General features: G+C 67.9%; 24 protein-coding genes, 1 tRNA gene, 1 other RNA gene and 1 pseudogene. 2 read left to right on the top strand and 25 right to left on the bottom strand.

Annotation, left to right across the window (positions count from 1 at the left end):
- Positions 1-27 precede the first annotated feature (27 nt).
- Entirely contained in the window at positions 28-729 is a 702-nt protein-coding gene (locus ACFSCW_RS07275) for an NAD-dependent deacylase (RefSeq protein ID WP_380888182.1), read from the top strand.
- Positions 730-732: 3 nt separating this feature from the next.
- Here ACFSCW_RS07275 and era read toward each other — a convergent pair whose 3' ends face one another.
- From era to ACFSCW_RS07260, 3 genes are read right to left on the bottom strand one after another with little or no spacing between them, the layout of a single operon-like run.
- Positions 733-1,626, bottom strand: a complete 894-nt coding sequence (era, locus tag ACFSCW_RS07270; protein ID WP_380888181.1) for a GTPase Era — start codon at positions 1,624-1,626, stop codon at positions 733-735.
- Positions 1,623-2,288 carry a ribonuclease III gene (gene rnc / locus ACFSCW_RS07265; protein WP_380888180.1) on the bottom strand — a complete coding sequence of 222 codons (666 nt, stop codon included), beginning with the start codon at positions 2,286-2,288 and terminating at the stop codon, positions 1,623-1,625. The genes era and rnc overlap by 4 nt, the downstream gene beginning before the upstream one ends.
- A gap of 44 nt (positions 2,289-2,332) precedes the next feature.
- Positions 2,333-3,931 carry a phosphoenolpyruvate carboxykinase gene (locus ACFSCW_RS07260; protein WP_380888179.1) on the bottom strand — a complete coding sequence of 533 codons (1,599 nt, stop codon included), beginning with the start codon at positions 3,929-3,931 and terminating at the stop codon, positions 2,333-2,335.
- A gap of 200 nt (positions 3,932-4,131) precedes the next feature.
- On the opposite strand from ACFSCW_RS07260, the gene ACFSCW_RS07255 reads away from it, so the two are divergent.
- Entirely contained in the window at positions 4,132-4,464 is a 333-nt protein-coding gene (locus ACFSCW_RS07255) for a hypothetical protein (protein ID WP_380888178.1), read from the top strand.
- 121 nt (positions 4,465-4,585) lie between these two features.
- Here ACFSCW_RS07255 and rnpB read toward each other — a convergent pair.
- The 22 genes and pseudogenes from rnpB to ACFSCW_RS07145 form a co-directional block, all read right to left on the bottom strand.
- An RNA gene (gene rnpB, locus ACFSCW_RS07250) (RNase P RNA component class A) lies at positions 4,586-4,958 on the bottom strand.
- A 15-nt stretch (positions 4,959-4,973) separates the two neighbouring features.
- A complete protein-coding gene (locus tag ACFSCW_RS07245) occupies positions 4,974-5,585 on the bottom strand; it encodes a tetratricopeptide repeat protein (protein WP_380888177.1) in 612 nt (203 codons plus the stop codon).
- Positions 5,585-5,986: a cytochrome c-type biogenesis protein gene (locus ACFSCW_RS07240; protein ID WP_380888176.1), complete on the bottom strand. Its 402-nt coding sequence runs from the start codon at positions 5,984-5,986 to the stop codon at positions 5,585-5,587. The genes ACFSCW_RS07245 and ACFSCW_RS07240 overlap by 1 nt, the downstream gene beginning before the upstream one ends.
- Positions 5,983-6,510 (bottom strand): DsbE family thiol:disulfide interchange protein, encoded by a 528-nt coding sequence (locus tag ACFSCW_RS07235; protein ID WP_380888175.1) that lies wholly within the window; start codon positions 6,508-6,510, stop codon positions 5,983-5,985. The genes ACFSCW_RS07240 and ACFSCW_RS07235 overlap by 4 nt, the downstream gene beginning before the upstream one ends.
- Positions 6,507-8,432 (bottom strand): heme lyase CcmF/NrfE family subunit, encoded by a 1,926-nt coding sequence (locus ACFSCW_RS07230; RefSeq protein WP_380888174.1) that lies wholly within the window; start codon positions 8,430-8,432, stop codon positions 6,507-6,509. Before ACFSCW_RS07230 ends, ACFSCW_RS07235 begins: the two co-directional genes overlap by 4 nt.
- A complete protein-coding gene (gene ccmE / locus ACFSCW_RS07225) occupies positions 8,429-8,875 on the bottom strand; it encodes a cytochrome c maturation protein CcmE (protein ID WP_380888173.1) in 447 nt (148 codons plus the stop codon). The genes ACFSCW_RS07230 and ccmE overlap by 4 nt, the downstream gene beginning before the upstream one ends.
- A complete protein-coding gene (locus ACFSCW_RS07220) occupies positions 8,872-9,000 on the bottom strand; it encodes a heme exporter protein CcmD (RefSeq protein ID WP_380888172.1) in 129 nt (42 codons plus the stop codon). The genes ccmE and ACFSCW_RS07220 overlap by 4 nt, the downstream gene beginning before the upstream one ends.
- Entirely contained in the window at positions 8,997-9,713 is a 717-nt protein-coding gene (gene ccmC / locus ACFSCW_RS07215) for a heme ABC transporter permease CcmC (protein ID WP_380888171.1), read from the bottom strand. Before ccmC ends, ACFSCW_RS07220 begins: the two co-directional genes overlap by 4 nt.
- Before the next feature lie 214 nt (positions 9,714-9,927).
- Entirely contained in the window at positions 9,928-10,974 is a 1,047-nt protein-coding gene (locus ACFSCW_RS07210) for a Glu/Leu/Phe/Val family dehydrogenase (RefSeq protein WP_380888170.1), read from the bottom strand.
- 27 nt (positions 10,975-11,001) lie between these two features.
- A tRNA-His gene (locus ACFSCW_RS07205) sits at positions 11,002-11,078 on the bottom strand.
- Positions 11,079-11,143: 65 nt separating this feature from the next.
- Complete coding sequence (gspN, locus tag ACFSCW_RS07200) at positions 11,144-11,761, bottom strand: type II secretion system protein N (RefSeq protein WP_380888169.1); 618 nt, start codon at positions 11,759-11,761, stop codon at positions 11,144-11,146.
- Positions 11,761-12,231, bottom strand: coding sequence for a type II secretion system protein GspM (gspM, locus tag ACFSCW_RS07195; RefSeq protein WP_380888168.1), 471 nt, complete (start codon positions 12,229-12,231; stop codon positions 11,761-11,763). The genes gspN and gspM overlap by 1 nt, the downstream gene beginning before the upstream one ends.
- Positions 12,228-13,301: a type II secretion system protein GspL gene (gspL, locus tag ACFSCW_RS07190; RefSeq protein WP_380888167.1), complete on the bottom strand. Its 1,074-nt coding sequence runs from the start codon at positions 13,299-13,301 to the stop codon at positions 12,228-12,230. Before gspL ends, gspM begins: the two co-directional genes overlap by 4 nt.
- A complete protein-coding gene (gspK, locus tag ACFSCW_RS07185) occupies positions 13,298-14,269 on the bottom strand; it encodes a type II secretion system minor pseudopilin GspK (RefSeq protein ID WP_380888166.1) in 972 nt (323 codons plus the stop codon). The genes gspL and gspK overlap by 4 nt, the downstream gene beginning before the upstream one ends.
- Positions 14,266-14,838 carry a type II secretion system minor pseudopilin GspJ gene (gene gspJ, locus ACFSCW_RS07180; protein ID WP_380888165.1) on the bottom strand — a complete coding sequence of 191 codons (573 nt, stop codon included), beginning with the start codon at positions 14,836-14,838 and terminating at the stop codon, positions 14,266-14,268. Before gspJ ends, gspK begins: the two co-directional genes overlap by 4 nt.
- Positions 14,835-15,194 (bottom strand): type II secretion system minor pseudopilin GspI, encoded by a 360-nt coding sequence (gene gspI, locus ACFSCW_RS07175; RefSeq protein WP_380888164.1) that lies wholly within the window; start codon positions 15,192-15,194, stop codon positions 14,835-14,837. The genes gspJ and gspI overlap by 4 nt, the downstream gene beginning before the upstream one ends.
- Complete coding sequence (locus ACFSCW_RS07170; RefSeq protein ID WP_380888163.1) at positions 15,181-15,642, bottom strand: GspH/FimT family pseudopilin; 462 nt, start codon at positions 15,640-15,642, stop codon at positions 15,181-15,183. Before ACFSCW_RS07170 ends, gspI begins: the two co-directional genes overlap by 14 nt.
- On the bottom strand, positions 15,617-16,057 hold the full coding sequence (gene gspG, locus ACFSCW_RS07165; protein ID WP_380888162.1) for a type II secretion system major pseudopilin GspG: 441 nt from the start codon (positions 16,055-16,057) through the stop codon (positions 15,617-15,619). The genes ACFSCW_RS07170 and gspG overlap by 26 nt, the downstream gene beginning before the upstream one ends.
- Positions 16,058-16,125: 68 nt before the next feature.
- A pseudogene (gene gspF / locus ACFSCW_RS07160) lies at positions 16,126-17,396 on the bottom strand (type II secretion system inner membrane protein GspF).
- 230 nt (positions 17,397-17,626) lie between these two features.
- On the bottom strand, positions 17,627-19,111 hold the full coding sequence (gene gspE / locus ACFSCW_RS07155) for a type II secretion system ATPase GspE (RefSeq protein ID WP_380888161.1): 1,485 nt from the start codon (positions 19,109-19,111) through the stop codon (positions 17,627-17,629).
- Positions 19,108-21,315 (bottom strand): type II secretion system secretin GspD, encoded by a 2,208-nt coding sequence (gene gspD, locus ACFSCW_RS07150; RefSeq protein WP_380888160.1) that lies wholly within the window; start codon positions 21,313-21,315, stop codon positions 19,108-19,110. The genes gspE and gspD overlap by 4 nt, the downstream gene beginning before the upstream one ends.
- Complete coding sequence (locus ACFSCW_RS07145; RefSeq protein ID WP_380888159.1) at positions 21,315-22,151, bottom strand: type II secretion system protein N; 837 nt, start codon at positions 22,149-22,151, stop codon at positions 21,315-21,317. Before ACFSCW_RS07145 ends, gspD begins: the two co-directional genes overlap by 1 nt.
- Positions 22,152-22,222 lie beyond the last annotated feature (71 nt).

Raw genomic sequence — 22,222 nt, 5'->3', positions numbered from 1 at the left:
ACGCCGCCCATGCGCTAAGCGGCCCGGATGCGTGAGATCGAAAACATCGTCGTCCTGACCGGCGCGGGCATTTCCGCCGAAAGCGGCCTCGCCACCTTCCGTGGGCAGGACGGCTTGTGGGAAGGCCACCGGGTCGAGGATGTCTGTACGCCGCGGGCCCTCGCGCGCGATCCGGCGCTGGTGCATGCCTTTTACGACGCGCGCCGGGCGAAGCTGGCCGAAGTCGAGCCCAACGCGGCGCACTATGCCTTGGCCCGGCTCGACGCCCAGTGGCCCGGCGGGCTTCTGATCGTCACCCAGAACGTCGACGACCTGCACGAGCGCGCCGGCGCCAAGCGGATGCTGCACATGCACGGCGAGCTGAAGTCGGCGCTCTGCGCGGCCTGCGGCGCGCGGCGGGCGTGGGAGGAGCCGATGGGCGATCGCCCGCCCTGCCCCTCATGCGAGGCGAAAGCGCTCCGTCCCGACATCGTGTTCTTCGGGGAGATGCCCTACGAGATGGAGCGCATCGACGCGGCCCTGTCGCGCGCCGACCTGTTCGTGTCGATCGGCACTTCGGGCGCCGTCTATCCGGCCGCCGGCTTCGTCCAGACCGCCCGCCACTACGGCGCCTGGGCGCTGGAGCTGAACCTGGAGCCCTCCGCCGGCAGCTATCTCTTCTCCGAAACCCGCACCGGCCCGGCCAGCAAGCTGGTGCCGGAATGGGTGGAGGAAGTGCTCAGCCGGTAGCGGCTATTCCACCCAGTCCAGCCCCAGGTCGCGGAACACGCCGCGGTCCTCATCCCAGTCGGGCTTGACCTTGACGTGCAGATAGAGGTGGACCTTCCGCCCCAACTGCGCTCCGATCTCGGCGCGCGCTTTCTCGCCAATGGCTCTGATCTGCGCACCGCCCTTGCCGAGCACGATCGCACGCTGCGTCGGCCGCGCGACGAGGATCTGCTGGTGGATCTCGACCGATCCGTCCGGCCGTTCCTTATAAGCTTCGGTCTCGACCGCGCTGGCATAAGGCAGCTCGGCGTGAAGCTGGAGATACAGCTGCTCGCGCGTCACTTCGGCGGCGAGCATGCGGTCGGTGATGTCGCTGACCTGATCCTCGGGGAAATGCCATGGGCCCTCCGGCATCCGCTCCGCCAGCGCGCGCTTCAGGTCGGCGATGCCGTCGCCGGTCGCCGCACTCACCATGTACACGTCCTCGAACGGCAGCGCCTCGGTCAGCCGCTGCGCGTGGACGAGCAATTTGTCCTTGGCTGCGACATCCACCTTGTTCAGCACCAGCAGCTTCGGCTCCGGCCGGCTCTTCAGCGCTTCGACGATCGACATGACTTTGGGCCCGAGCCCGGCCTTGGCGTCGACGATCAGCGCGATCAGGTCGGCATCCGCCGCCCCGCCCCACGCCGCCTGCACCATCGCCCGGTCAAGCCGCCGCCGCGGCTCGAAAATGCCGGGCGTATCGACCAGCATCACCTGCGCCTCGCCCTCGATCGCGATGCCCATCAGCCGCGTGCGCGTCGTCTGCGCCTTGGGACTGACGATCGCGACTTTCTGCCCCACCAGCGCATTGACCAGCGTCGACTTGCCCGCATTCGGCGCGCCCACGATCGCGACCAGGCCGCAATGTTCGCTCACCCCAATTGCTCCAGCAGCGCTTTCGCAGCCGCCGTCTCCGCTTCCTGTTTCGACGTGCCTTCCGCGCTCGCCTCGCCCGCACCCTTGATCGAGACCGTGACGGTGAAGCGCGGATTGTGCTGCGGGCCGTCGCACCCGGTCACGGCATAGACCGGCGGCTTGCGGCGGTGCGCGGCGGCCCATTCCTGCAGCGCGGACTTGGGATGCTGCGGCGCGCGGCGTTGATCGTCGATCCGCCCTTCCCAGCGCGTCCGCACGAACGCCTGCGCGGCGTCAAAGCCATGATCCAGATACAGCGCCCCGATCAGCGCCTCGACCACGTCGCCCAGCACATTGTCGCTGTCGGCCGCGCCGTCCTCACGTGCCTGCTTGCCGAGCCGGACATGCGCGCCCAGCCCCATCTCACGCCCGATCTCGGCGCACACCACGCCCGACACCAATGCGTTCAGCCGCCACGAGAGCTTGCCCTCCGGTTCATCCGGATGCCGCTCGTAGAGCCAGCGCGCGATCACCAGCCCCAGCACCCGGTCTCCCAGGAATTCGAGCCGCTCGTAATCGCTTTCCTCGCGGCTGCTGTGCGTCGTCGCGCGCTGGTACAGGTCCAGATCCCCCGGCGCGGCGCCAAGGGTGGACCCGATCCAGCGTGCGAAATCGTCGCTCATGCCGCGGCCTTGCGGCGGCGGCCCGGCAGCGTCAAGCGCAGCGCTCAGGCGGCCTTGGGCGCGCTCTGGCGGACGCCTTCGTCGACATGCGCTTCGAATTGCTCGAAATTGTCGATAAACTGCTGGACGAGCTTGCGGGCGGTCTCGTCATAGGCCGCTTTGTCCGTCCAAGTGCTTCGCGGATCGAGGATCGCGCTGTCGACGCCCGGCACGCTCACCGGCACCTTGAAGCCGAAATTCGGATCGGTGCGGAACTCGGCATTGTTCAGCGATCCGTCGAGCGCGGCGTTCAGCAGCGCCCGCGTCGCCTTGATCGGCATGCGGCTGCCGGTGCCGTATTTGCCGCCGGTCCAGCCGGTGTTGACCAGCCAGCAATCGACGCCGCCCTTGGCGATCCGCTCCTTCAGCAGATTGCCATAGACCGACGGGTGGCGCGGCATGAAAGGCGCGCCGAAGCAGGTAGAGAAGGTCGCGTCCGGCTCGGTCACGCCGATTTCGGTGCCGGCCACGCGCGCGGTATAGCCCGATAGGAAGTGATACATCGCCTGGTCGGCCGTCAGCTTGGCGATCGGCGGCAGCACGCCGTAAGCGTCGGCCGTCAGGAAGATCATGTTCTTCGGAACCGGCCCGAGATTCTTCTCGGACGTGTTCGGGATGAAATCGATCGGATAGGCGCCGCGGCTGTTCTCGGCCAGGCTGGCGTCGTCGAAATCGAGCTCGCGCGTCACCGGATCGATCACGACATTCTCGAGCACCGTGCCGAAGCGCTTCGACGTCGCGTAAATCTCCGGCTCCGCCTCCGGCGAAAGGCGGATCATCTTGGCGTAGCAGCCGCCTTCGAAGTTGAAGACGGCGGTGTCGGACCAGCCGTGCTCGTCGTCGCCGATCAGCGTGCGGCTGGCGTCGGCCGAAAGCGTCGTCTTGCCGGTGCCCGAAAGCCCGAAGAACACCGCCGTGTCGCCGTTCGGGCCGATGTTCGCCGAGCAGTGCATCGGCATCACGCCCTTTACCGGAAGCAGGTAATTGAGGATGCCGAACACGCTCTTCTTCATTTCGCCGGCATAGGCGGTGCCGCCGATCAGGATCAGCTTTTCGGAGAAATTGACCGCGATCACTGTCTCGCTGCGGGTGCCGTGGCGCTCGGGATCAGCCTGAAAGCTCGGCAGGTCGATGATCGTGTATTCGGGCACGAAGCCGGCCAACTCGCTCTCTTCCGGCCGCACCAGCAGCGTGCGGATGAACAAGTTATGCCACGCATATTCGTTGATCACGCGCACCCGGACGCGATGCTCGGGCTGCGAACCGCCGAACAGGTCCTGCACGAACAATGTCGGCTTGGTCTTCAGGTGAGCGAGGAAGTCCTGCTTCAGCGCCTGGAAATGGTCGGGCGTCATGCCCTTGTTGGTCTTGCCCCACCAGACGGTGTTCTCGGTCTCTGCATCGCGGACGATGAACTTGTCGTTGGCCGAGCGGCCGGTGTGCTTGCCCGTGGCGACGACGAGCGGGCCGTCCTTGGCCATCAGGCCTTCGCCGCGGCGCACGGCATGCTCGACCAGCGGCGCCGTGGTCAGATTCCAGTGCAGCTCGGCACCGGTTTCGATGCCCTGAGACCCAAGCGTATGAACAGGCGCGCGATCGGCCAAAGCATCCTCCCCAAAGCAATACAAACGGCGCGCTCCTGAGGACCAGGGCGCGCTTTTCGATACCCCGCGGATTACCCCCGAGGCGCCTTGGCGTCAAATGACCGGAATGGTGAACGGGTTCCCTGCCGGTAGTCGGTTAGGTCTGTTTAAGACTTTTCATTGCACTGTACCCCAACGACGCCAGAGCCTCGGAGGGGCCAATGTTCAAGAAATTCGGTTCGTTCGTGTGCGCGCTCGCGATGGGGGCGACGTTCTTGCCGGCGGCGGCCTTTGCCGACGATCCGCACGATCCCACGATGCGCAGTGCCGCGGCGCGGGCGCGGGATCGCGCCATCATCAAGCGCATGAATCAGGAACAGCTCGCCTATGTCCGCCGGCGCGACGCGCAGCGGATGCAGGCGTTCCACGCTGCGCGAAATGCGCGCGACACCCGTTATGCCGACGCGCGCGCCGATTATGGGCGCAAGATGGCCGCGTGGCGCCACGCTGTCGCTGCCTGCAACGCCGGCCAGTGGGAATATTGCGACCGCTGAGGTGAGGCCGACGCGGAGTGAATCCGCATCGTCAGTCAGCGCTTGTGGCGCCGCTGGCCAGCCGCGTGGGCCGGGCATGCCTCGCCGCCCGACCGCGCTGCGGCGCGCAGCGCTCCCTCGCGGCGCCAGAGGGTCTGTAAGCCGGGTTCTGTCCTCGCCCTTGCGGGCGATGTGCGGCCATTCCTCTCGGGCTGCCGTTGCCGACAGCCTCCAGCAACCAACCCGGGCGACGAGCCGGAACAAGGCTCATGTGCCGCCCCTATTCGGTCTTGCTCCCGGTGGGGTTTGCCGTGCCGGTTCCGTTGCCGGTCCCGCGGTGCGCTCTTGCCGCACCCTTTCGCCCTTGCCTGGCCGAGGCCGCGGCGGTCTGCTTTCTGTGGCACTTTCCCTAAGAGGCTTTCGCCCCTCGCCGGGCGTTACCCGGCACCGTTGTTCCGTGGAGCCCGGACTTTCCTCGGCGCACCGAAGTGCGACGCGGCCGCCCGACCCTCTGGCCGGCGCGCCATAGCCTAGCTCGGAAGCTGCGCCAACCTTTGCTCCAGATCGGCCTTCCAGGGGGCGTCGGCCGGCGCTCGCTTCAACAGCTCGGTCCAGATCGCCCTGGCCTGGGCGAACTGCCCGGATTGCGCCAGCGCCAGCCCCATGAAGAAGGGCGGCCCCGGATGCTCGGGCGCAATCTGCGCCGCTTTCTGGAAGGCGTAAGTCGCGGCCGGCGAGACCATGCCGCCATTGTGCACCACCAGCGCATTGCCGAGGCCCACCCACAGGTCCGGATCGTTGGGGTTCTGCTTCAGGCCGGACTTGATGTAGGTGACCGCCGCCATCGGCGAGCCTGCGCGCATTGCCCCGTCCGCCGCCATCAGCCAGGAAGGGCCGCTGCCGAAGCGCTGCTCGCCCATCTCGTTGCGGATTTCGATCTCGGTCTCGTTGGCCTTGGACGTGTCGTCGGGCGGCGTGACGCGATGGCTGGGGAGGCCCGGCGAGCCCTGCAGCGCATAGCCCGCAAGACCCAGCAGCAGCGCCGCCGCGATCGGCTCGAACGCCGCGCGCGGCAGATGGCGCGATTTCCACAGCGCCGCGCCGACAATGGCGACGAGCGCGAACATGATCACCCAGCCCATCAGCGATGCTTCCGGAAACGGCCGCGCGCAAGGAAGGCGCCGACGGCCAGCAGCGCGAGCGGCGCGAACCAGAGCGGCCAGGTCAGCGGCTCGACCAACGGCTTGTAGCTGACCCATTGCCCATAGCGCTCGACCAGCCATGCCCGGATCGCCTCCGGCTTCTCTCCCGCCGCGATCCGCGTCCGCACCATCGCCCGCATGTCGCCGGCCAGTTCGGCATCCGAATCGGCGATCGACTGCCCCTGGCAAACGATGCAGCGAAGCGTCAGCATCAGGTTCTTGGCCGCTTCCTCTTGGCGAGGATCGGGCAATTGCTCGTTCGCCCACTTCGCCGCCGGCAGCGTCGAATCGGCCAGAACGGGAGCGGCGGCCAAGGCCAGAGCAAGCGCCAGCCGCCTCACTTCGCCTTCTCCAGTTGCTCGAGGATTTCCGGGATATTCTCCGGCCTTATGTCGCCGATATGCTGGTAGCGGATCACGCCCTTGCCATCGACGACGAACGTTTCCGGCACGCCCGACGAGCCCATTGCGAGCTGCACGCGCGATGCGACATCCGAACCGATCCGGTCATACGGATCGCCGTTCCGCGCAAGGAAGCCCGCGACATCCTCCGGCCGGTCGCGGATCGCGATCGCGTCGATGCTCACGCCCTGCGCCTTCAGCTGCGCCAGCACCGGCGCCTCGGAGATGCACGGAATGCACCAGCTCGCGAAGATGTTGAGCAGCCGCGGCCGGCCGTCCTGCAGATCCTTGCTCGTGAACGAAGTCCGCCCCGGCGCACCGGCAGGCAGATCGAACGCCGGCACCGGCTTGCCGATCATCTTCGAGGTGATCAGATTATCGCCGGGCTTGACCAGCTTGAACGCGACCACGCCGAAGAAGATCACGAAGCCGATCAGCGGCGCCCAGAGCCAGAAACGCTTCATGCGTAGGCGATCCGGTCCTGGTAGCGCCGTTCACGCCGCACCCGCCCGAGCAGCGACAGCGCGCCGCCGATCGCGACCAGCGCGCCGCCCGCCCAGATCAGGGTCACGAACGGCTTCCACCACAGCCGAAGCTGCCAGCGCCCGTCCTCGCCTTCCTTGCCGAGCACCGTGTAGAGCTGACCGTTCCATTTGGTCGAGATCGCCGACTCGCTGGTTTCGGTCGGCGGATTGGGCCAGCTCCGCGCCTGCGGCTTCAGCACGAACGGCTTGGCCCCGTCCTGCCAAGCCGTAAGCGTCGCCTCCAGCGCCGTCCAGTTCGGCCCCGCGACCGGCTCGATCGCTTCCAGCCGGACATTATACGGCCCGACCTTCTTCACCTCGCCGACGCGTGCCGCGACCAAAGTCTCCTTCGTGAACGCGCTCTCGCAGGCCATGCCGGCCAGGCTGACCGCGATCCCCAGATGCGCGATCACCATGCCCCAGGTGAAGAGCGGCGTGCGGCGCAGGTTGCGGCCCCAGAGCGGGGCCAGGCTCGCGGTGCCCACCCCGATCGCCAGCACCAGTCCCAGCGTCGGCAGCACCCCCAGCGGCGGCGCAAAGATCATCACCGCGAGCAGCACCAGCGCCGTCGCCAGCACTGGAACCGCGATCCGGTTCAGCACCGCGCCCGCCCGGTCCCGCCGCCAACGCATCAGCGGCCCCGCCGCCATCAGCGCGACCAGCAGCAGCGCCAGCGGCCCCGCCGCCGAGTTGAAGTAAGGCGGCCCGACCGAAAGCTTCTCGCCCGACAGGGCCTCGACCGCGAGCGGATACAGCGTGCCGACGAACACGATGCCGAGGATAGCGGTCAGCAACAGGTTGTTCGCCACCAGCATGCCTTCGCGGCTCACCGGATCGAACTGCGCGCCCTCCTTCACCGTCGAGACCCTGAGTGCGAACAGCGCCAGTGCCCCGCCGATATAGATGGCGAGCAAAGCCAGGATGAAGCTCCCCCGCTCCGGATCGACCGCGAAGGCATGCACCGACGTCAAAATGCCCGAGCGCACCAGGAACGTGCCGACCATCGACATCGAGAAGGCGACCACCGCCAGCATCACCGTCCAGGCGCGCAGGGAGTCTCGTGTCGCCAGCACCGTTACCGAATGGAGCAGCGCCGTCGCGGCCAGCCACGGCATCAGCGAGGCATTCTCGACCGGGTCCCAGAACCACCAGCCGCCCCAGCCGAGCTCGTAATAGGCCCAATAGCTGCCGGCCGTGATGCCGAGCGTCAGCAGGATCCACGCGCCCAGCACCCAGGGCCGCATCGCCTTGGCGAACGCCGCGTTCACTTCCCGCGTCACCAGCGCGCCCACCGCGAACGAAAACGCCACCGAGAGCCCGACATAGCCGAGGTACAGCGTCGGCGGGTGAAAGGCCAAACCCGGGTCCTGCAGCAGCGGATTCAGCCCCTGCCCGTCCGCCGCCGGCATCGGCAGCCGCTCGAACGGGTTGGACGAAAACAGCAGGAAGGCGAAAAAACCGAGCGCGATCGCCGCCTGCGCGGCCAGGGTCGCCAGCAGCATCCGCTCCGACACGCGCCGCTCGAAGATCGCGACCGCCGCCCCCGCAACGCCCAGGATCGTCACCCACATCAGCATGGAGCCTTCGTGGTTCCCCCAAGTGCCGGCGAATTTGTAGAGCAGCGGCTTCATCGAATTGCTGTTCGCCACGACCAATTTCACCGACATGTCGGAGGTCACGAACACCGTGATCAGCGCGGCGAAGGCGGCGAGCGTCAGCAGCCCCTGTACGATCGCAACCGGCCGCACGATCGCACCGGCCTCTTCACGTCCCGGCGTCAATGCCACTGCACCCATGATGAGCTGCAGCAGCGACAGCGCCGCCGCCAGCCACAAAGCTGCCAGGCCCCCCTCGGCAATCATTCCACGCGGCTCTTCATCTTGTGCTCTTGCCTGCCGTCCTTCTTCGCCAGCTCGGGCGGCATGTAGCGCTCGTCATGCTTGGCGAGGATCGTATCGGCGACGAACATGCCGTCGGGCGCGAACGCCCCTTCCGCAACCACGCCGCTCTTTTCCTTGAACAGGTCGGGCGGGATGCCCTTGAAGCGCACTTTCGTCGTCGCCGGCCCGTCCGTCACGACGAAGTCGATCGTTACCCCATCCGCCTGCCGCACGATCGAATGGTCGGCAACCATGCCGCCCAGCCGGATATGCTTGCCGGGCTCGACCGGGTTCCGCTGCAGATCGGCCGGCGAATAGAAATACGCCGCCTGGTCGCGCAACGCCGAGGCCGCGAGCAGCCCCGCGCCGATCAGCGCCGCCAGCGCCAGCAGCACCAGCGTCAGTCTTTGATGCTTGGCCTTCATTTGCGCCGGACCGCCTCCGCGTCGCGCTCCGCCTTGCGCATCCTGAGCCAGCTTGCGAGCGCCAGCCCGGCCATGCCGCCGATCGTCAGCGCATAGGACGCGATGATGTAGGGCCAGTGACTCATGCGGTGGCGAGCCTGCGCAGCCGCGCCTCGACCTTGGCCGAGGCCAGTAACGTCCGCATCCGCATCAGCACGATCGCGCCGAACATCAGCGAGAACCCGACGGTCGTGAAGCCGAGCGGCCACAGGATTTCCGGCGCGATCGTCGAGCCCTTGAGCGTGATGCTCGGCCCTTGGTGCAGCGAGTTCCACCACACCACCGAACGGTTGATGATCGGCACGTTGACCGCGCCGATCAGCCCGAAGATCGCGGTCGCCTTCGACACGCTAACCTTCTCGTCGCTCGCATTGGCGAGCGCGATATAGCCGAAATAGAGAAACAGCAGCACGAGCATCGAGGTCATCCGCCCGTCCCATTGCCACCAGGTGCCCCAGGTGCGGCTGCCCCAGATCGATCCGGTGACGAGGCAGATGGCCGTGAACAGCGCGCCCGGCGCGGCGATCGCGCGCGCGGCGACGCCGGCGAGCGGATGCCGCCAGACGAGCTGCATGATGCTGGCAAGGGCAAGCCCGGTCCATCCGCCCATGCCCAGCCAGGCAGCCGGCACATGCACATACATGATCCGCACGCTCTCGCCCTGCAGATAGTCCGGCGGAGTCAGGAACAACCCGGCATAGAAGCCGTACGCGGACAGCAAAGCACCCGCGAACAACAGCCACGGCGTCAGCGGCCGGGCGATCGACAGGAAGCGGGCGGGATTGGCGAACGCGTGCATGGGGAATGGGGTCCTACCTAGCGCAGCACGCGAACCCGCGAAAGGACATTAAGCCCCTCCCCTTCAGGAGCATCAGGTCGGTCAGTCCCCCGGACTGACCTGAACCGTCCGGGGGGACGGTTCACCTGATGCTGGGTTGGGGTGGGGCAGTGACCAATACCGCGTGTCAATGACAGCCCCACTCCCGGCCCTCCCCTGAAGGGGAGGGGAGAAATTAGCCCCGTCCAATCAACCGCTGCGCGATCCGGTCGGCGACCCGCGCGGCGGGGTCGCCGGTGTGTGCGCTTTCGGCCCAGACCTGCTCCAGCCGGTCCGGTATCAGGCGGATGCGCGAGCGCACTTCCGCTTCGTCGCCGCGGCCGAGATATTCGAGGCCGACATTGATGATGCCGCCCGCGTTGATCACGTAGTCCGGCGCGTAAAGAATGCCGCGCGCATGGATGCGGTCGCCGTCTTCCGGCGTCGCAAGCTGGTTGTTCGCGCCGCCCGCCACCACTGGTGTCTTCAGCGCGGCAATGCTCTCTTCGGTCAGGATCGCGCCCAGAGCGTTCGGGCTGATCACGTCCGCCTCGATGCGCAGGATTTCGTCCGACGCAACCGCCGTGCCGCCAAGCTGCGCCGCCAGCGCCTTGGCGCGATCGGCGTTCACGTCGGCAAGCGTCAGCTTCGCCCCTTCTTCGGCAAGCAGCTTGGCGAGGCCGCCGCCGACGCTGCCCACGCCCTGGATCGCGATATGCACGCCTTTGGTGCTGTCCTTGCCCAGCACGCGCTTCACTGCCGCCTTCACGCCGAGGAACACGCCGTAAGCGGTGAACGGCCCGGGATCGCCGCCGGCCGAGCCTTGCGCCACCGGCAGGCCCGAGACGAACTTCGTCGCCTTTGAGATCGCGACCATGTCGTCGGTTGAGATGCCGACATCCTCGGCCGTCACATAGCGGCCGCCGAGCGATTCGACGCTCTTGCCGAACGCTTCCAGCAACGACGCCGTCTTGGTGCCGGCCTTGTCGGCCAGGATCACGCCCTTGCCGCCGCCCAGCGGCAGGCCGGCCATGGCGTTCTTGTAGCTCATGCCCCGCGACAGGCGGAGCGCATCGGTCACCGCGTCGCCGCGGTTCGGGTAGTGCCAGAAGCGGACGCCGCCGGCCGCCGGCCCAAGCGCGGTCGAATGGACCGCGATGATTGCCGTCAGGCCGCTCGCGCGGTCACGGAACAGGTGAACGCCCTCATGGTCGTCGAAGTCGGGAAGGTCCCAGGCTGTCACGGAGAACCCTTTGAAAAGCAACGATGATGGGGCGATCGACGGGGATTGAACCCGCAACCTCCGGTACCACAAACCGGCGCTCTAACCAATTGAGCTACGATCGCCACGACGGCTCGAACCGAGGGCGCGCACATAGGAGGCGGGGTGGCGCGGCGTCAACCTGTATTCCCTATCGAGGCGGCGCTCCCGTCGAACGCACGTCCCAACGGCCGTCGCCGGAGATTCGCATCTCGGCGCCACCGCCGGTCGGCACCGCGAATGGCAGCAGCACGGCGCCGCGATCGCAGCGCGGCGCGGCGGTGAGGCTCGCCGGCAGATTCAGCCCACCGTCGCCGGACAAATTGGCGCGGACCATGCCTTCCGCGCGGTCGCATTCGCCGTCGCGGAAGCGCACCGTCACATCGGTCAGCTCGAACGAAGCGACCGGCAGCGCGCCGAAGGCGCCGTCGATCGGGATCAGCCCGCTCGCCGATTCGACCGAGCGGCGATTGCGCGACAGGCCGAGCGCGCCGACCATCCGGTCGGGCGCGGCGCTCGGCCGCGCGACGTAGAGCAGCATCCTTCCGGTCAGCAATGCCAATGGCGACAGCCGCGCATCGAGATCACCCAACACCGCCGGGCCGATCCGGGCTTCCTTCAGGCTGCCCGACCACACGCTCCCGCTCGCCTCGCGCGCGCTGAGGCCGCTGCCGCCGACGGCGAGGCGCAACGGAAAGAACAGGACCAGCGCCACCGCGAACAGGATCGCGAACAGCACTGCGGGGCGCATCGGAATCGCGATCCGCATTAGCTTCCGCCCACCAGTACGGCGTCGACCGCAAGCGTCTGGTCAGTGTTCGCGCGTGACGACAGATGCTCGACCACGATGCCGCGCGTCTCCAGTCCCGCGATCCACGAGAAGAACGGCGCCGGCCGCGCCGAGGGAATGGAAATCGACACGCGCCGCTCGCCCTGCGGCGACACCGCTGCATTCGCGAAGCCGGCGTCGCTCGCCGCCTGCGTCACCACCGCGGCCAGCGGTCCGGACACGCGCGCCAGGCCCTTCAGACCGCGTAGCGCGTCGGCTTGCGCGCGCGCCTCGCCCAGTCGGATCACCGCCTCCTGATGCCGTTCGCGCGCCGCCGACAAGGCGTTCTGGATGGGCCGGTAGATGCCCAGCCACAGGATCGTGACCGCCAGCAGCGCAAACATGACCAGCAGCAGCCGCTGCTCGCGCACGCTGCGCTCGCGCCACCAGGCGAGGAACCGTGCCGTCATCGTCCGCCGATCCTGAACTCGCCGCGGATGCGGCCATTTTCGGACGTGAACGGCGTCGCCTCAACGTTCAGCCCGGCACTGTGGATGCGCGCGCGGAGCTGCTCCGCCTCCGGCGCGCCCGGCGCAAGCACCGTCGCGCGCAGCAGCCCGTCCGGATCGAACGTCAGGCTCGCCAGCTCGACATTGGGCACCGATTTCACCGCCGCCATCAGCGCCCCTGCCGTAGCGCTGAAGCCGAGCCCGCCGCCGCGCCGCGCCGCCAGCCGCGCCTGCATCGACGACACCGCGTTGGGTCCGGCATCGGGCACCGCCGTCCGCGCCACCTGCTCCGCCTCCGCGTCAAGCGCATCCGCGCCGAAGCCATACCGCACGATCTGCACGACCGCGATCAGCAGCGTCACCGCCACCACCGCGCCGCCCAGCATCGCCAGCCGCCGCACATGGCTCCAGTCCACCCGGAACCGCCGCCGCTTGGCGAACGCGCCCTGACGCAGGTCGAGCTCCGGCGCATCCAGCGCCGCCAGCACCAGCGGCTCGACATCCACCTCCTCGACCGGCGCATCGCCGACCAGCAGCCCGGTCAGTCCCGGATCGTCCGCAAAGGCGGCGCTCCGCCCCCTAAGCACTATCTCTCCGCCCACACCGGCGCGGACGAAACCCGTCTCGGGCCGCGGCAGCAGCAGCGGCGCCGGCAGCACCGCGTCCGGATCGATCCCGCGCGCCTGCAGCGACTCCAACCAGGCCGACATCCGCCCGTTGCCGATCACCGCCACCGTGCGATCCTTGCCGTCCGCGGCGCCCACCGCGACATGTTGCGTCTCGACCGGCACGACGCTGGTCTCCGCCACCAGGAGCCGCGCCGCCGCAACCGCTTGCTGCGGGGCGAGCGCGCCCAGCTCCGCGACATGGATCGTCATCGCCTCCGCCGGCGCGACCGCGACCACCCGCTCCGGCAACGCATCCGGCAACACGTCATCCGCATCGCCACGGCCGACGACCGCGCCATCCTCGACAATCCACCAGCCCGCCAGCCGGTCGTCCGGCGCGATGAAGAGGACGAGCGTGCTCACAGCGTCTCCCCCCAGCTCCGCCGCACCAACCGCGCCGGCGGCACCGTCGCGTCGATCAGCGCGGTCTCGTCGACGTCGCTGTCACCCAGCCGCACCTTCAGCTTCAGCGCGAACCAGCGCGTGCGGACGCCCACCTGCGCCTGCGCCTCGGCCGGAACGACCTGACCCTGCGCGCTGAAGTTCTGCCAAAACTGATAAGCCCCCTCCCAGCCGGCAACCGGACGCGCGGCGAGCAGCGCGCGCGCTCGGGCAGGCGAAACGATCGTGGGCGCAAGCATGGAGATCAGCGGAGCCTGTTCCGGCGTGAGAGTGTTGACGTTGATCGGCGAAAGCTCGGTCACAGGCAAGGCGCACACCCACGGCCGGATCTTCCGGTAAATCTCCGGCGTCACGCCCGCAACCGCGCGCAGCTCGCTCGGATCGGCAATCAAGGTGTTCGGCGTCCTGTAGGGCGTCTCGCGGCCCGCATAGGCCGCATCCTCCGCCCCCTCCGGCTGCATAAGGTTATCGCTGTCGATCCAGTCCGACAGCGATACCGCGACATGCCGCGCCTCGCCCTCGCCGATGCCCAGAATCTGCATCAGCGCCACGAACTGGGCGATCCCCACCGGCCGCGCCATCAGCGGCCCCGCCGCCTGCCCGCCGACGACGCTGTTGAGGTTGAAGCAATTGCCGCCGTCCTGCACGACCGCGCTGGCGATTCCGCCCGGTAGCGGCAAGGCCGTCTCCCGCCCAGCCCAGCCGGTCGGCGTCCGCACCGGATCGGCCTCGACCAGCGCATTGATCCGGTTCGCCGCGATCTGCTCGGCGGCGAGCGCGAAGGCCCGCGCCTGATCGATCGCGCCCGCGTTCGCCGCCACCCGCGTCGACAGCCGCAGCCGCTCCAGCGCCGAAGCGGACAGCACCGCCATCACCGAGACGAGCATCAGCACTGTCAGCAGCGCCGCGCCGCGCTCACCCGGCCTCATACGCCCGCCCCCACCAGAAACAGGTAGCGCATCTGCACGCCCTTCATCGGCGTCACGATCATCTCGATCGCGCGCGGCAGCAGGTCGGGCCGGATCGGGTCCCAAACCTCGCGCCAGCCGTCCTTCGACCGATAGCGGAGCGTGACCGACGCCACGCGATCGACCAGCACCGCCGGCGCATTGGGCTCTGCCCCGTCGAGCATCGGCCAGGTGCGCCGCACCAGCCGCCCCTCCTCCACTGCATAGCCGACCTTCTGCAGCGCCGGCCGCGCGGAATCGTCGAGCGGATCGACCCCGGCGCGCACCAGCGTGAACCCGCCCGCCGCGCCCTCGAACGCCTGCACCCGGTCGCCTGCCGCGTTGCGGGTGACGCGCGGCACCGCCTGCGCCGCATCGGAGGCGATCAGCGCCTCCACCCGCCGCTCACCGGCCAGCGCATCCAGCCGCGTCTTCGTTGCCGCCTGCGCATCCACGCTGATGCGCAGCAGCCCCACCCCCGCCGCCGCGATCATGCCGAAAATTAGCAGCGCGACCATCATCTCTACGAGAGTAAATCCGTTGCGCTTCACGTGGCCGGCCTCACGATCGTCAGCACCGCCGGCGCGCGCGCCGTCGCGACGCTGATATCCACCCGCACCAGCCGCTGATCCGGCGTCCGGCTGGTCACGCGCGACCAGCGCCAGCGCCGCCCGCCATTCACCGTCTCGCCCGCATTTGCGCCGATCGGCGGCGGCGCGGGATCGGTCAGCGTCTCCACCGCCAGATTGCGCGCGACGAGCTGAGCGATCATCCGTTCATCCAGTTCGCCCGTCTGCCGCACCGTCGCGCCTTCCAGCCGCAGCAGCGCCAGCGCCGCCAGGCTGAACACCGCCAGCGCGACCAGCATCTCGAGAAGGGTAAACCCGTTCGCCCTACGACCCGACACGCACGCCTCCATCGGCGGCGATTGCGACCCGCACCTGCTCGCTCTCGCGCGTCAGCACGATGGTCGTGGGCGCGCTCGGCTGGCCGGTCGCGTCGAACGCGGTACGGATTGTGCCGCCCTGCCCCACCAGCGCCGCCGTCCCCCTGCTCCACGGCCGCGACCGGAAGGACTGATCCGGCAACGGCGCCCAGTTGCCGTCCTGCCGCCGGTCGAACGCATAGCCCTGCGCCGTCACCCGCACCGCGACCGGCCGCCCTTCAAGAATCGCGAGGTCGCGCGCCGCAACCGTCCGCGCCGCGAACCGGTCCGCTTCGTCGGACAGCCGCCCGCGCGGGTCCGGCATCGCGATCATCACGCCGGCCGTAACCAGCCCGATAATCGCAAGCACGATCATCAGCTCGACGAGAGTGAATCCCCGCTCGCTATTGCCAGTTGCCGATATCGGCATTCTCGCCCTCGCCGCCTTCCTTGTCGTCGGCGCCATAGCTGAACACGTCGAACGCGCCGTGCTGACCCGGATAGACATAGCGGTACGCGTGCCCCCAGGGATCGTTCGGCAGTCGCTTGATATAGCCGCCCTGGCGGTAGCGTTGCGGCTGGGCGGCCCCCGGCGGCGGCGCGACCAGCGCCTGCAATCCTTCCGTCGTCGACGGGTAGGTGAGGTTGTCGAGCCGGTACATTTCCAGCGCCTGCTCGATCGTCGCGATATCCGCCTTGGCCTTGGTCGTGTTGCCCTTGCCCAAAGCCGGCAGCACGTTGATCGCAACGATCGTCGCCAGCAGCCCCAGAATGACGATCACCACCATCAGCTCGACCAGGGTAAAGCCCTCTTCTCTGTCATTCCCGCGAAAGCGGGAATCCACCTGCCTTTCAGCGGCGGAAGAAGAAGGTGGGTCCCCGCTTTCGCGGGAATGACGAGAAAAGGAAAACATCACGCGCCTGCCAGTGTTTCGAGCTGAAGAATGGGAAGAAGAATGGATAGCACGATCGTCGCGACCAGGCCGCCCATCAGGACGATGATCGCCGGCTCCAGCAGCGACAGCGCGGCGGCGGTGAAGCTGTCGAACTCGCGTTCCAGATAATCGGCCGCGCGCTCCAGCATCGTGTCGAGCCGGCCGGACGCCTCGCCGCTCGCCGCCAGATAGACGAGCAAAGGCGGAAACACGCCCGCCCGTCGCAGCGCCGCGGACAGGCTGCCGCCGCCACGGATCGCTTCGACGATCTCTTCCGAAGCCGCCCGCAGCGCGCGGTTGTGGATCGTGCCCGTCGTCAGCGCCAGGCCTTCGAGCAGCGGCAGCCGCGACGAGACCATCGTCGCCAGCGTCCGCGCCATCCGCGCCGCGTGCAGATCGCGGGTCAGCCGGCCGATCAGCGGCAGCTTCAGCAGCCAGGCATCGAAGCGCAGGCGAACGCTCGCGTCCTGCAGCGCCCGCCAGAAAATCACGCCCGCCACGCCCGCGACCAGCAGCATCGCCCACCACCAATGGACCAGCAGGCTTGACACGCCGATCACAATGCGGGTCAACAGCGGCAATTGCTGGCCGACATTCTCGAATTGCTCGACCACCTTCGGCACGACGAACATCATCAGCGCGGTGACGACGAACAAAGCGACCAGCGCCAGCACCGCCGGATAGGCCATCGCGGTCATCACCTTGGACCGCACCTGCGCCTGGCGCTCCATCAGGTCGGCCAGCCGCTCCAGGATGGTCGGCAGCGTGCCCGAGCTTTCGCCCGCGCTCACCATCGCGCGATAGAGCGGCGGAAAGCTCTTCGGCTCGCGCGCCATCGCTTCGGACATGCGGCGGCCTTCCAGCACGCCGGCATGCACCGCAGACGTGATCGCGCGGACATGCGGCGGCCTTCCAGCACGCCGGCATGCACCGCAGACGTGATCGCGCGGACATGCGGCTTTTCGGTCTGGCGCGAGATCGTGCGCAGCGTTTCCTCGAGCGGACTGACCTGCACCAATGTCGCGATCTGGCGCGTGAACAACGTCAGCTCCTTCGCGGTCAGCCTGCGGCGGGAAAAGGACAGCAGCGGCGCCTTCGGCCTGGGCGCCCCCGATCCCGGCTCGATCCGCACGACATACAGCCGCCGCCGGTCGAGCGTGGCGCGCGCATCCTCTATCGACTGCGCGACGACCGACCCGCGCCGCTCCCCGCCCCGCGTGTCGATCGCGAGATAATCGAAGTCAGGCATGGTCCACCCCAACCCTCTCCCCACTGGGGAGAGGGACAGCGCGCGAAGCGCGCAGGGAGAGGGGCTGAGAGCGGGACTCGGCCCCTCTCCCGGCTTCGCTGCGCTCGGACACCAGTTTCGTATTGGATCCGGGTGAAACATGCCCCCCGCATGTTTCAGGATCGTGCGGGGCACGATCCGGCCCGGCTCCAATACGAAACTCCCCGATGGGGAGAGGGTTGTAGATGGCTTCAAGCATCCCCCTGCTCCCGCCGCGTAATCCGCACCGCCTCCTCGGGCGTCGTCACCCCGTCCGCCACCAGCGCCCGCGCCGATGCCGCAAGGTTCGGCGCCTTAGCAAAAGCATGTCGCGCGATCGCCGCTTCATCCGCATTCTGGTTGATCAGCCCACGGATCGTGTCGTCGATCCTCACTGCTTCGAACACGCCGACCCGACCGCGGAATCCGGTCTGCCCGCAGGCATCGCAACCCACCGGTTCGTAAACCGTCGTCCCCGACTTCACCCCGATCAGCGCCGCGACCTGTTCGCTCGCCGGCTCGGCCCTGCGGCAGTCCGGACACAGCCGCCGCACCAGCCGCTGCGCGATCACGGCGCGCAGGGTCGAAGAAAGCAGGAACGGCTCGACCTTCATGTCGCGCATGCGCGTGATCGCGCCGATCGCGTCATTGGTGTGGACGGTCGAAAGCACCAGATGGCCGGTCAGCGATGCCTGCACGGCGATCTCGGCCGTCTCGCGATCGCGGATTTCGCCGACCATCACGACGTCCGGGTCCTGGCGCAGGATCGCGCGCAGGCCGGCCGCAAAAGTCAGGCCCACCTTCGGATTGACCTGGGTCTGGCCCACGCCTTCGATCGCATATTCGACCGGGTCCTCGACGGTCAGGATGTTGCGGCTGCCGTCGTTCAGCAGCCGGAGACTGGAATAGAGAGTCGTCGTCTTGCCCGATCCGGTCGGGCCGGTGACGAGGATGATGCCGTTGGGCTCGGTCAGCGCGTCGTGCAGCACGCTCTCGGCCACCGCCGACAGGCCAAGCTGGGCGAGGTCGAGCCCGGCATTCTCCTTGTCGAGGATGCGCAGCACCACCCGCTCGCCCGCCCGGCTCGGCAAAGTCGAGACGCGCACATCCAGCAATTTTCCGCCCAGCATCAGCGAAATGCGGCCGTCCTGCGGTACCCTCCGCTCGGCGATGTCGAGGCGCGCCATCACCTTGATGCGGCTGACCAGCACCGGCGCGACATGCGCCGGCATGCGCAGCGTCTCGCGCAGCACGCCGTCGATCCGCATCCGCACGATCAGCCCGGTCTCGTACGGCTCGACATGGATGTCCGACACGCCTTGCCGCACCGCGTCCGCGATCACGCCGTTGATCAGCCGGATGGCGGGCGCATCGTCCGAGGAATCGAGCAAATCGTCGGCGGTCGGCAAGTCGCCCGCGATCAGCGCGAGGTCGTCGCCCAATCCCAGCGATCCCGCCGCCGCGGCCGCTGCTTCGCCGTTCATTGCGTAACGGTCGGACAGCAGTTTGTCGAAGGCATCGGCCGCGACCGTCTCAACCGTCATCGGCTGGCCCAGATGCCGCCGTACCTCCAGCAGCGCGCGGGGGTCGCTGCCTTCGCGCAGCGCCACCTTGAAGCGCTCGCCGTCCGGTTCCAGCAGCACCACGCCGAACTTGCGCGCAAAGGCGTAAGGGACGGCGACCAGCGCTTCGGTCACTTCCGGCGCTCCCTGGGCGGGGGCACCGGCTGCACCGTGGTCGTGGAGCTATGCACTTCCGGCACGATCACCTTGGGCGGGGGCAGCGCCGGCGGCGTGCTGCCGGGCAAGTCGACCGGCGGCACCGGCGGCTCGGCGCCCATATATTCCCGCACCAGCTCGTCAATGCTCGGCTCCTGGTTGGGCCGTTGAAGCAATTGCTCCTGCCGCACATAGCCATAGCGCCGCTCGGCGAGTGCTCGCGCGTCAGCCGCCGATCGCAGGATCGTCGGACGGATGAAGACCATCAAATTGGTCTTTGTCCGTGACTTGGAGCGCGACTTGAAGAGTTCGCCTAAACCCGGAATGTCGCCCAGCAGCGGAATCTTCTCGATCGTCCTCCGCTCGTTATCATCAAGGAGTCCACCAAGCGCGATGATCTCGCCATTATCGACCGTAACGGTCGTCTCGATCTCGCGCTTGTTGAGGATCAGCTCGCTATTGTCGTTCGATACCGGCCCCGCGATCGAGCTCACTTCCTGCCGGAGCTGCAGCTTGATCGCGCCGCCTTCGTTGATCTGCGGCCGCACCTGCAATTGGATGCCGACATTCTCGCGCTGCACCGTGCGGAAGGCATTGTCGAAGTTGTTGGACAGCGCCTGCCCCGTCGTGATCGGGATTTCCTGCCCGACAAGGATGCGCGATTCCTGATTGTCGAGCGTCACGATCGACGGCGTCGACAGGATGTTCGACGTGCTGTCCGATTTCACCGCATTGATGATCGCGCCAAAGATTCCGTCCTTGCCGATCGTCGTCGCGAACCCGCCGATGCCCCCGGTCCCGCCAAGGATCGAGTTCACCGCCGCCTGCGCGAGTTGATCGGCGGCGGCGCTATTGCTGGTGGTCGTGGTAGTCGAGCCGTTCACGACCGTCGTGGTTGTGTTCAGTTGCCGCGCTCCAACCGCGCCGGCGATGGTCAGGATATTGGGCGCGGCATTCGAATAGTTCGTGACGGCGAACGGTATGTCGCTACCCGGTTTTCCACCGAGGAGGAACTGCACCCCCAACCGCTTGGCGAGGTTGTCCGATATTTCCACGATTATCGCTTCAACCAGCACCTGCTCGCGGCGCACGTCGAGCTGACGGATCACTTCGCCCAAGGTGCGCTGCGTGTCGGGGCTGGCCGCGACGATGATCGCGTTCGCACCTTCGAAGCGCGTGACGATCGCGGAGTTGCGGCCGATGATGCTTTGCCCATTCAGCGTCGGAGCAGGCGCAGCCTGGACCTCGACCGTATTGGCGAGCGGCGTGGTCGTGACCGTGGTCGACCCTACGCGGCTGCTCGTGCCGCTACTGCCGCGCGGATTGACCTGCGTCAGCCCGCGCGGTGCCGATGGCTGCGTCACGGGCTGGCCGGTCAGTTGCTGAAGCACCGGCAGCAGCAACTCGGCGTCGGCGTTCTGCAGCCAATAGACCCGCACTTCGGTGCCGTTCGCGGCGCGCTTGTCGATCTCGCGCGCGATCGCCGCTAGCCGCGACACCGTGCCCGGATCACCGCGCAGCACGATCGAGTTGGAGCTGTCGATCGCGACGATGCTGGCCGCAGGCCCCTGCCCACCGGCTCCCACGAGTTGCGCCAGCGACTGCGCGACTTCGCGCGCGCCGGCGTTGCGGAGAGGCACCAGCGTCGTCGCGGCGCTGTCCTGGTCGATGCGCCGCAGCACCTCGCGGACTCGGCGGACATTGTCGCCGAAATCGACGATCACCAGCGAATTGCCGGCGCGGTTGGCGGTCACCGAACCCTGCGGACTGATCAGTGGTCGCACGGTCTCCACCGCGCTCGGCGCGTCGATCGAGCGCAGGCGGAAAATCTCCGTCACCAGCGAATTGGAAGCGCCGGGCCGGCCGACCCGGCTCGGCTGCGAGGCCGCGCCCTCGAGCGGCTGCACGCGGAACGCGCCGCCCGCCGCCGGCACCGCAACCAATCCGTTCGCACGCAACGTCGACAGGAACACCTCGAAATATTCGGTGCGACTGAGAGGCCGGTCCGTGACGACCGAGACTTTCCCCTGCACGCGCTGGTCGATAATGAAGGTTCGGCCGGTCACCTTCGCCGCGTCCTGAATAAACGCACGGATGTCGGCATCGCGCACGTTCAGCGAGTATTGTGCGGCAACCGGGCTGGCGACGGCGAGCAGCAGGGCGGGAAGAAGAAATCTACGCATCATTGTCCTGAAATGCTGATCGCGATCGGCACGACCTGTGCGCCACGCTCCACTGCGATCGAGAGATTGCCGCCCTTGGCGAGAGCGGAGGCGGCGCGTTGCAGATCTTCGGGACCAGCGATCGGACGGCCCGACACCTGAACGAGGACATCGCCCGACTGCAGTCCGACCCGCGCGAGGAAAGCTGGATCGCCGCGCGGCACCAGCCCCGTCACTCGTCCCCCGTTCTGCCGCGGCGTGAGCGACAGATTGCCCTGCAGCTCGCCGAGCGACACAGCACCAGGCGCTTGGGTCAGCCCGGCCGGCGCTCTCAGCAGGCCGATATTGGCGGGCGGAGGCGCCGGAAGCGTCACCGCCGGCGCAGCGCCAGACTGGTCGAGATACAGCGTCTCCTGCGCCCCGCCCCGCTCAATGATCACGCTGTCGTAGCCGACAGACTTCAGGATCACGCCGGGTTGAATCGCTTCGCCCACCGAATAGCTGGTCTGGACATTATCTGGCCCCGCGATAATCGCCGAGCCGCGACCAGTCGCTTCGTCCACCCGCACGCCGAACAGCTTTAGTTGTAGCGACGTGACGACTGCCGTCCCGCCGCCACTCACCCGGAAGAAGGGATCGAACCCGCTCGCCAGCGCCGCCCTTCCGCGCGCCGCGTCCGGTCCGGCCACCGGTCGCCAGTCGCCTACCGGTCCGATCGGGGTCACCAAAGCCCAGAACAGCCGCGCGCATTGCACTGCGAGCAACGTCAGCAGCAGCAGCTCGGTGAGGCTCAACAGGCTGTAGCGCGGCAGGCGCCGGAGAAGGCGAGACAGGCGCGGACTGATCGCGAAACGCATTCACCTCCCCCCGGACGGACGATGCATTGGTGACAGCTTTGCCCGGCCGAGTCACGCTTGACGCGCGTGGC

The sequence above is a fragment of the Sphingomonas tabacisoli genome (assembly GCF_042678385.1).
Lineage (GTDB): Bacteria > Pseudomonadota > Alphaproteobacteria > Sphingomonadales > Sphingomonadaceae > Sphingomonas_B > Sphingomonas_B tabacisoli.
Note: the sequence above shows the minus strand (reverse complement) of the source record. Positions and strands in the feature narration are given on the sequence as shown.